The following is a 9,211-nucleotide window of genomic DNA, read 5'->3' as shown; positions in this document are numbered from 1 at the left end:
AAAGGTCTGGGAGGGGGGAACGTGGGGGGGGGCTGGGCACCCCGCTCTCCCCCCCCGCCCCCGCTCCGCGTCGCGCTCAGCTCTGGACGGCGCCGAGTTCCAGCTGGTCGCCGTTCTTGGTGACGCTGTACTTCGGCAGCGGCTTGGTGGCCGGGCCGTTGACCACGGCGCCGGTGGCGGCGTTGAACCGCGAGCCGTGGCAGGGGCAGTACATCTGCCCGTTCTTGGGGGCGTCGACGGCGCAGCCGGAGTGGGTGCAGACCGAGGAGAAGCCGCAGTACTGCCCGGCGGTGGGCTGCACGATGTAGACGGCGTCGCCGCTGGCCGGGTCCTTGACCTGGGCCGAGCCGCCGACCGGGACGGACGCGGCGGCGACGGTGACCTTGGCCCCGGAACCGGAGCCCGAGCCCGGGCCGGGCGCGGTGGCACCGCCCGGTGCGCCGGTGGTGGCGCCGGGGCTCTGCACCGGGGTGGCGGACGGGACCGGCTTGCGGTCGCGGCCGAAGGTCGCGGTGAGCGAGCCCGACAGCAGTCCGGCGCCGCCGATCGCGACGGCGGCGATCCCGCCGTCCAGCAGGGCCCGGCGGCGCACCGCGTTCTCGTCCAGGCCGCGGGCGCGGTCGCGGCGGGCCCGGGCGGCGAGGTAGCCGTCGATCGAGAACAGCGGGGTGCCGGCCAGCACCAGCGGGGTCCAGGCCATCAGGTAGGCGAGGTCGTTGCCGTAGTAGTACGGCGAGACGTTCCAGCTGACGGTGAGCCAGAGGGTGAGGCTGATCAGCGCGCCGCCGGCCGCGGCGAGCCGCCCCCAGAGGCCGGCCAGCGTACCGAGGCCGACGGCCAGCTCACCGAAGGCGATCAGCAGCGCGAAGACGGTGGGCGCGTGCACGGCGGGGCCGAGCGCCCAGCCGATCGGGCTGCCGGCCCGGACGGCCTCGGTCTGCGCCAGGAACGAGGCCGGATCGCCCGCTCCCGCCAGGTAGTGGGCGTCGGAGAGCTTGTCGAAGGCCGCGTACACGAAGGTCACGCCCAGGAAGAGGCGCAGTGGCAGCGTCGCGCAGCGGGTGCCGGCCTCCTTCCACCGGGTCAGCTGTGCCGGTCTGCCCGACTGTTCCGGTCCGCCATGCCCCGCCGTCATGCCGATGCCTCTCGCTCATTTCCCGCCAACTACTGACAGGTCCGGTCCGATTCTGCCCGCTGTTGCACGTGTTCCGCGGCAGGCCCCTCGACAGACGGCCGCGCCGCCACTCCCATACGTACGGAAGCAGCGGCGCGGCCGTTCAGCTCAGCGGGAGATTACTCCCACTCGATGGTGCCCGGGGGCTTGCTGGTGCAGTCCAGCACCACCCGGTTGACGTCCTTGACCTCGTTGGTGATCCGGGTCGAGATCTTGGCCAGCACCTCGTACGGCAGGCGCGACCAGTCCGCGGTCATGGCGTCCTCGGAGGAGACCGGGCGCAGCACGATCGGGTGGCCGTAGGTGCGGCCGTCGCCCTGGACGCCGACGCTGCGGACGTCCGCGAGCAGCACCACCGGGCACTGCCAGATCTCGCGGTCCAGGCCGGCCAGGGTGAGCTCCTCGCGGGCGATGGCGTCGGCCTCGCGCAGCAGGTCCAGGCGCTCCTTGGTGACCTCGCCGACGATCCGGATGCCGAGGCCCGGGCCGGGGAACGGCTGGCGCTGGACGATCTCCTCCGGCAGGCCGAGCTCCTGGCCGACCATCCGGACCTCGTCCTTGAACAGCTTGCGCAGCGGCTCGACCAGCTGGAACTCGAGGTCCTCGGGCAGGCCGCCGACGTTGTGGTGGGACTTGATGTTGGCGGTGCCGGTGCCGCCGCCGGACTCCACCACGTCCGGGTACAGGGTGCCCTGGACCAGGAACTCCACGGCGGGGCCCTCGTCGGCGATGATCTCGGCCTGGGCCTGCTCGAAGACCCGGATGAACTCCCGGCCGATGATCTTGCGCTTCTCCTCCGGGTCGCTGACGCCCTTCAGCGCGTCCAGGAAGCGCTCCTCGGCGTCCACGACCTTGAGCTTGACGCCGGTCGCGGCCACGAAGTCCTTCTCGACCTGCTCGGTCTCGCCCTTGCGCATCAGACCGTGGTCGACGTACACGCAGGTCAGCTGGTCGCCGATGGCGCGGGCCACCAGTGCGGCCGCGACCGCGGAGTCCACCCCGCCGGACAGGCCGCAGATCGCGCGCTTGTCGCCGACCTGCTCCTTGATCAGCGCGACCTGCTCGTCCACCACGTTGTGGGTGGTCCAGCTCGGTGCGATGCCGGCGCCGCGGTACAGGAAGTGCTCCAGGATCTGCTGGCCGTGCGTCGAGTGCAGCACCTCGGGGTGGTACTGGACGCCGTACAGGCGGCGCTCGTCGTCCTCGAAGGCGGCGACCGGGACCACGTCGGTGGAGGCGGTGACGGTGAAGCCCTCCGGCGCGGCCGAGCAGGCGTCGCCGTGCGACATCCACACCGACTGCTCGGCGGGGGTGCCCTCGAAGAGGGTCGAGCCGCTGCGGCTGACGTGCAGCGGGGTGCGGCCGTACTCGCGGGCGCCGCTGTTGTCGACGGTGCCGCCGAGGGTGATCGCCATCAGCTGGAAGCCGTAGCACATGCCGAAGACCGGGACCCCGGCCTCGAAGATCGCGCGGTCGAGCCGCGGGGCACCCTCTTCGTAGACCGACGAGGGACCGCCGGACAGGATGATCGCCTTCGGGTTCTTGGCGAGCATCTCGGCCACCGGCATGGTGCTCGGCACGATCTCGCTGTAGACCCTGGCCTCACGCACCCGGCGGGCGATGAGCTGGGCGTACTGGGCGCCGAAGTCGACCACCAGGACGGTGTCGTTCTCGGCAACGGACTGGTCGGGAAGAGCAGATGACACGGACGGCCTTCCGGCATGGGTATCAGAAGGTGTCGCGCGCCACACGCCCCTGACAGGGTGGCGACGGCGACGGGCGGGGGTATGCCCCCGAGTCTACCGGGCGGCCCGAACGCTCCCGGTTCACCCGCATGCCGCCGGGTCCCGCCGTGACCACCGCGGCCGGCGGATCGTTGCACCCGACGACCGCCCGGGCGCGGCGCACCTCCCAGGTGCGGCGGTGCCCGCACGGTCGGCAGGACCACGCGTGGAACTCATCTCCAGTCCACCGGCGCGCGTGGCGGGCCCGGCCCGCCGTGGGACCGCACGCCGGTGCAGTGGCCGGAACAGCAGGGGACAGCGACCCGGCCACGGCTGACCGGCAAGGGGGCGGCGGAACGGTACCCGGGGACGCCCGGCGCCGCCCGCCGCTCTCTCGGCGGCTCGTCCGCTCCGGCGCACTCCCCTGTGCGCCCCCTGCTTGCAACTACTACGCAGAGTAGTCGACGGAGCGGTCCCCCGGCCGTCCCACCGGCCCCGCGCAACGGCCTCCCGGCGGCCCCGGCGCGCGGCGCCGCCCGAAATTGGACTGTGCCGAACTGTGTCGAATCGGTTGCACAGTAAGGCCTCCGTCCAGCACGATGCTGGTTGTGGGGGTTGGCCCGGACACCGTGGACGACGGTGGCGGGCCGGCGGCCCGCAGCCCTCGTCCGCCCTGCGGCGGCACCGGTCCGCGGATCACGCTCCGTGAGGACGGGCCCTGCCCCGCGCCCGTGCGCCGCCCGCCCTGCCCACCCGCGCAGGCGCGCCGGCGCCGCCCACGAACCATCCGACCCGACGGCGCTCTTCCCCCGGCGCCGTCAACCCAGCACCGGTGCCGCCCTGACGCCGTGTGCTGAGCGACAAAGGGCCCCGTTCCCCCGCGGGGCCCTTTGCCCTGTCCGGCTTCCGTGCTCAGGCGCCGGTGGGCCGCCGGTACGCCTCGTGCGAGTCGAGCACCTCGGGGGCGTACGACGGCGGCACGACCGGCGGGCGGTCCGGCTGCGCGGGGACGACCACGAGCAGCGGGGCGTCCTGCGGCTCCTGCGGTGCGTCCGGCTGGGCCGCCGGTCCGGGCTGCGGCTCCCACGGCGGCCGGCCGTCCGCGGGCCGGCCGCGGACCGCGGTGAGCAGGGCCGGCACCGCCAGCGCGCCGAAGGCCGCCCACAGCAGGTTGGCCACCAGCGCGGTGAGTGCCACCAGGGCGAGCGTGCTCTCGCTGGCCATGCCCAGTCCGACGCCGTCCGGGGACCGGCCCGGCCCGCCGGCGGCGGGCCGGGCGGACTCCACCCGGAAGCCCGTGGTCAGCCCGGCCAGCAGCATCGGCACACTCACCAGCACCGCGTACACCACGGCCAGCCGGACCCGGTCCGGCACGGCGAGCCGGCGCCGGTACGCGGACCAGCCGAGCAGGCCGGCCGATACCACCGCGAGCAGTACCGCCCAGCGCCAGTTCCCGGTGGCGTCGTGCAGGTCGAAGAGCGAGATCCGGAACGGCTCGAAGTCGCCCTCGCCCTCGGCCCCGGCCGTGGCCACGGCGTGCAGGCTCGCCCCGGAACCGACCGAGAGCAGCAGGAGGCCGCCGTTGGGGATCAGCAGCAGCCAGGCCGGATCGGAGGGCAGGCCGTCCCAGGCGAGCACCACCACGGTGGCGACCGCCGACGCCAGTGCGACGGAGAGCGCGGCCGTCCGGCCGGCGATCCGGGCCGCGACCGGCCAGCCGAGCAGCGCGGGCCGGGTCACGGCCGCCCGGCGCAGCGGCTCACCGCCGTACACCAGCAGCGCGATCAGGCCGGCCGCCAGCGCCGTCCAGGCCGTCGACTGCAGCCAGCCGACCGTCATGGTCTCGTGCGCGGACAGGGTGAGTCCGAGTCTGCGGTGGTCGCGGACCAGCTCCTCCAGCGCGCGCTCGGACTGCTCGCCGGTGCTGGTGCCGGCCGCCAGGCCCAGCAGCAGCGCGGCCAGTCCGGCGAGCACCGCCACCCGGGCCGACTCCACCAGCGCCGTACGGGCCGTCGGCCCGCCGCCGCGGCTCCGCCGGGACCGGAGCGCGGAGCGCAGACCGAGGCCGAGGGCCGCGGCCCACAGCGCCGTCACGGTCATCGGCAGCAGCCGGAAGTCGGAGTTGTAGACGAGCGAGCCGGAGTGCGCGGAGAGCGTCAGCGGTGCGCCGAAGCCCGCCATGGTGAGGCCAAGCGCGGCACCGAAGCGGTTGCCGAACGGGAAGCCGCCGCGGATCCCGTGCTCGGGCAGCGCGACCAGCAGGGCCACCAGCAGCAGCACCGCGGTGGGCGGCGCCACCGCGCGCAGGGCCGGCAGCCAGTCCGCACTCAGCAGCCGGCGCAGCAGCTCGGGGCGGCCCGCCCGCGGGTCGTACGGCACCCCGCGGCCCCACTGGCCGAGCGGCGGCGGGCCGCCGGGCGGGGGCGCGGCGGTGAAGCCGGGGTCGGCGGCCAGGCCCGCGTACGCGCCGGAGCCGCCGACCTCGGTCACCTCGCTGATGGCGGAGACCGCCGGTGCGCCGAACGGCCGGTCGCAGGCGGCACAGCGCTGCGCGCCGTCCGCGGACCCCGCTCCACAGGACGTGCAGATCGCCACTCGGTTCCCCCTGGTCCATCGCCCGAAGGCCGTTTATCCCACCGGCCGTGAGACGGTGTCAACCGGGTTCGGGCACCGCTCAGCCGCGCCCGGAGCCGTCCTCCCCGGCCTCGGGCGAGGTCTGCGGGACGGACTCCTCGGCGGCCTCCGGGGCCGTCTCCCCGGCGGCCTTGCGGGCGGGCACCGCGGGGACCGGCAGCAGCAGTTCGGCGAAGGCCCCGGCGGGGACGGCGGGCCGGACCGGGGCGACGGCCGGCACCCGGCGGTAGGGCTCGTCCTGGGCCGGGCGGCCGTCCGGCTCGCCCTTGTTGGGCCACATCGACAGTGCCCGCTCGGCCTGCGCGGTGATGGTGAGCGAAGGGTTGACGCCCAGGTTGGCGGAGATGGTGGAGCCGTCCACCACGCTGATCCCGGGGTGGCCGTACAGCCGGTGGTACGGGTCGACCACGCCGTGCTCCGCGGAGTCGGCGATGGCGCAGCCGCCGATGAAGTGCGCGGTCAGCGGGATGTCGAAGATCTCGCTGGCGGTGCTGCCGGCGAAACCGTTGATCGACTCGGCGAGCGCCCGGGCGCCCTCCTCGGCCGCCGGGATCCAGGTCGGGTTGGGCACCCCGTGGCCCTGGCGGGAGGTCAGCTTGCCCTTGCCCGGGCCGGACTTCTTGAGCGAGACGGTCAGCGAGTTGTCCAGCGACTGCATCACCAGGGCGATGATGGTCTTCTCCGACCAGCGGTGCTGGTTCATCGACTGGGCGAAGATCACCGGGTGCCGGGCGGCGGTGACGGCGTAGCGCAGCCAGCGCGGGCCGCGCCCGGCGCCGGGGACCTGCTGGACGCTGAGGGCGCCCATCGCGTTGGAGCCCTTGCCGTAGCGGACCGGCTCGATGTGGGTGTTGCCGTCCGGGTGGATCGAGGAGGTGATCGCCACGCCCTTGGTGAAGTCGACCTTCTCGCCGTAGCGCCGGTCGGTGGTGGACGCGCCGACGATGGCCTCGGAGTTGGTCCGGGTCAGCTCGCCGAGCCTGGCGGACAGGCCGGGCAGGTGGCCGCCGTCGCGCATCCGGTGCAGCAGGGTCTGGGTGCCGTAGGTGCCGGCCGCGACCACGACCCGGGCGCAGCGGATGGTCCGGGCGCCGGCCTTCACCGGGTCCTTGGAGCGCGAGTCGGTGCGCCGGACGTCCACCGCGAAGCCCTCGGCGCCGGGGAGTTCGCGGATCCGGGCGACGGTGGTGAGCGGGTGGATCTCGGCGCCGCCGCGTTCGGCGAGGTGCAGGTAGTTCTCCACCAGGGTGTTCTTGGCGCCGTGCCGGCAGCCGGTCATGCACTCGCCGCACTCGGTGCAGGCCTTGCGGCGCGGGCCGGCGCCGCCGAAGTACGGGTCGTCGACCTCGCCGCCCGGTGCGGCCTTGGCGCTGCCGTCGCCGTCGTTGCCGTCGCCGAAGAACACCCCGACCGGGGCCAGGTGGAAGGTGTCGCCGACGCCCATCTTCTCGGCGGCGGCCTTCAGGTGGACGTCGGAGGGCGTGACGGTCGGGTTGGTGCGGACCCCGAGCATCCGCTGCGCCTGGTCGTAGAAGGGCGCGAGCTCCTGCTCCCAGTCGGTGATGTGCTGCCACTGGCGGTCCTCGAAGAACGCCTTCGGCGGGACGTACAGGGTGTTGGCGTAGTTCAGCGAACCGCCGCCGACGCCCGCGCCGCCGAGCACCAGCACGTTGGCCAGCAGGTGGATCCGCTGGATGCCGTACAGGCCGAGCGCCGGGGCCCACAGGTAGTTGCGGGTGTCCCAGGAGTTCTTCGGCAGCTCGTCGCGGCGGAACCGGCGGCCCGCCTCCAGCACCGCGACCCGGTAGCCCTTCTCGGTCAGCCGGAGTGCGGCGACCGAGCCGCCGAAGCCCGAGCCGACCACGACCACGTCGTAGTCGAGTCCGTCGCTGTCCGCCATCTGCCGCTGCTCCTTCGAAACGTCATGGGGGTGCCCGGGCGGGAGCCCCGGGGGGCTCCTCGGGCCGCTGGTCCGGGCGCGGCTACCTGAGGCGCAGCGCCTTCATCGCCTTGAGGCCGGTGGTGAACAGGGCCGCGAACTTCGCGTCGTCCAGGCCCATCGAGGGTCCCAGCGGCAGTACGGTCTGGGTCGCGATGGTCTGCGCCTCGGTGTAGCGCAGGATGCCCTCGGCGCCGTGCCGCCGGCCGAGGCCGGAGTCGCCCATGCCGCCCATCGGCGAGGAGACCGAGCCGTACGCGGCCGCGTAGGCCTCGTTGACGTTGACCGTGCCGGTGTGCAGCCGGGCCGCGACCGCCCGGCCCCGGCGCAGGTCCTTGGTCCAGACGCTGGAGTTGAGGCCGTAGGGGGTGGCGTTGGCGGCGGCGACGGCCTCGTCCTCGGTGTCGAAGCGGTAGACCGAGACCACCGGGCCGAAGGTCTCCTCGGTGCAGACGGCCATCGACTCGGTGACGCCGTCGAGGATGGTCGGCTCGTGGAACAGCGGGCCGAGGTCCGGGCGGGCCTGTCCGCCGGCCACCACGGTGGCGCCGGCCTTGACGGCCTCCTCGATGTGCCGGGTGACGGTCTCCAGCTGCCGGTCGGAGACCAGCGAGCCCATGTCGGCGCCGTACGCGAGGCCGCCGCCGAGCCGCAGCGCGCGGGTGCGCTCGGCGAAGCGGGCCAGGAAGCGGTCGGCGACCGAGCGGTGCACGAAGAGCCGTTCGATCGAGATGCACAGCTGGCCGGCCGAGGAGAAGCAGGCCCGCACCGCGCCCTCGGCGGCCTTCTCGACGTCCGCGTCGGCCAGCACCAGCATGGCGTTCTTGCCGCCGAGCTCCAGCGAGGCGCCGACCAGCCGGGCCGCGGCCTGCTGGGCGACCTGGCGGCCGGTGCGGGTGGAGCCGGTGAACGAGACGTAGTCCGCGTGCTCGACCACGGCCGGGCCGATCACCGGGCCGTCGCCGATCACGATCTGCCAGCAGTCGGCCGGCAGGCCGGCCTCGATCAGCAGCTCACGGGCCCACAGGGCGGTCAGCGCGGTCTGCGTGTCGGGCTTGTTGACCACCGCGTTGCCGGCCACGAAGGCGGGCAGGGCGTCGCCGACGGAGAGTTCGAACGGGTAGTTCCACGGCGAGATCTGCCCGACCACGCCCTTCGGCCGGCGGGCCTCGACCGTACGGGTGAGCACCGGGACGGCCCCGCCGCGGTGCTTGTCGCGCAGGTACGAGGGCGCCTTGCGGCCGTAGTGCCGGGCGGCCATGGCGACGGCCAGCACCTCCTCGAAGGCGTGCAGCCGGGCCTTGCCGGTCTCGGCCTGGATGAGGTCCAGCACCTCGTCCTGGCGGCGCAGCAGCAGGTCGTGGAAGCGCAGCAGGACGGCGGCGCGGCGGCGGACCGGCAGCGCGGCCCAGGCCTGCTGGGCCCGGCGGGCCAGCCGGTAGGCGGCCTCGACGTCGGCCGGGGTGGACTGCGGGAGGCTCGCCAGCCGGTCGCCGGTGAGCGGCGCGGTGGTGTGCACCGGGTCGGGATCGCCGGTGGTGGTGATCCCCGCGGCCAGCCGGGCCACCACGGCGGGCGTGACCGCCGAGGCGACCGTGCGTGCGCCACCGGGCGCGGCGGGGTTGCGCCCGGCCCCGGTGCCGGAGCCGGTCTGTCCGTCTGCGGTGATGTCCGTCATGTGCGCAGCCTAGGGCCTGCACGGCCAGAAAGGTACCCGCCGGTAACAGGAAACTGTCTGCG

General features: G+C 74.3%; 5 protein-coding genes. All 5 read right to left on the bottom strand.

Features of this window, described 5'->3' with window-relative positions:
* Positions 1-76: 76 nt before the first annotated feature.
* Positions 77-1,135, bottom strand: a complete 1,059-nt coding sequence (locus AC2TEW_RS14025; RefSeq protein WP_484623668.1) for a Rieske 2Fe-2S domain-containing protein — start codon at positions 1,133-1,135, stop codon at positions 77-79.
* A 158-nt stretch (positions 1,136-1,293) separates the two neighbouring features.
* Complete coding sequence (gene guaA, locus AC2TEW_RS14020; protein WP_484623667.1) at positions 1,294-2,880, bottom strand: glutamine-hydrolyzing GMP synthase; 1,587 nt, start codon at positions 2,878-2,880, stop codon at positions 1,294-1,296.
* Between the two features lie 930 nt (positions 2,881-3,810).
* The gene (locus AC2TEW_RS14015) at positions 3,811-5,493 is read right to left on the bottom strand and encodes a hypothetical protein (RefSeq protein ID WP_484623666.1); all 1,683 of its coding nucleotides are present in this window, start codon (positions 5,491-5,493) and stop codon (positions 3,811-3,813) included.
* 79 nt (positions 5,494-5,572) lie between these two features.
* Complete coding sequence (locus AC2TEW_RS14010; protein WP_484623665.1) at positions 5,573-7,432, bottom strand: GMC oxidoreductase; 1,860 nt, start codon at positions 7,430-7,432, stop codon at positions 5,573-5,575.
* An 82-nt stretch (positions 7,433-7,514) separates the two neighbouring features.
* Positions 7,515-9,149: a succinic semialdehyde dehydrogenase gene (locus tag AC2TEW_RS14005; RefSeq protein ID WP_484623664.1), complete on the bottom strand. Its 1,635-nt coding sequence runs from the start codon at positions 9,147-9,149 to the stop codon at positions 7,515-7,517.
* Between the last annotated feature and the right edge of the window lie 62 nt (positions 9,150-9,211).

The organism is Kitasatospora sp. NEAU-CNBT7, from assembly GCF_057220535.1.
The sequence above is the reverse complement of the archived record's forward strand: the minus strand, read 5'-3'. Positions and strand labels throughout refer to the sequence as shown.

Bases quoted from the DNA above. Each gene is read 5' to 3' on its own strand.
- AC2TEW_RS14025 (WP_484623668.1), bottom strand. From the start codon at position 1,135: ATGACGGCGGGGCATGGCGGACCGGAACAGTCGGGCAGACCGGCACAG.
- AC2TEW_RS14010 (WP_484623665.1), bottom strand. From the start codon at position 7,432: ATGGCGGACAGCGACGGACTCGACTACGACGTGGTCGTGGTCGGCTCG.
- AC2TEW_RS14005 (WP_484623664.1), bottom strand. From the start codon at position 9,149: ATGACGGACATCACCGCAGACGGACAGACCGGCTCCGGCACCGGGGCC.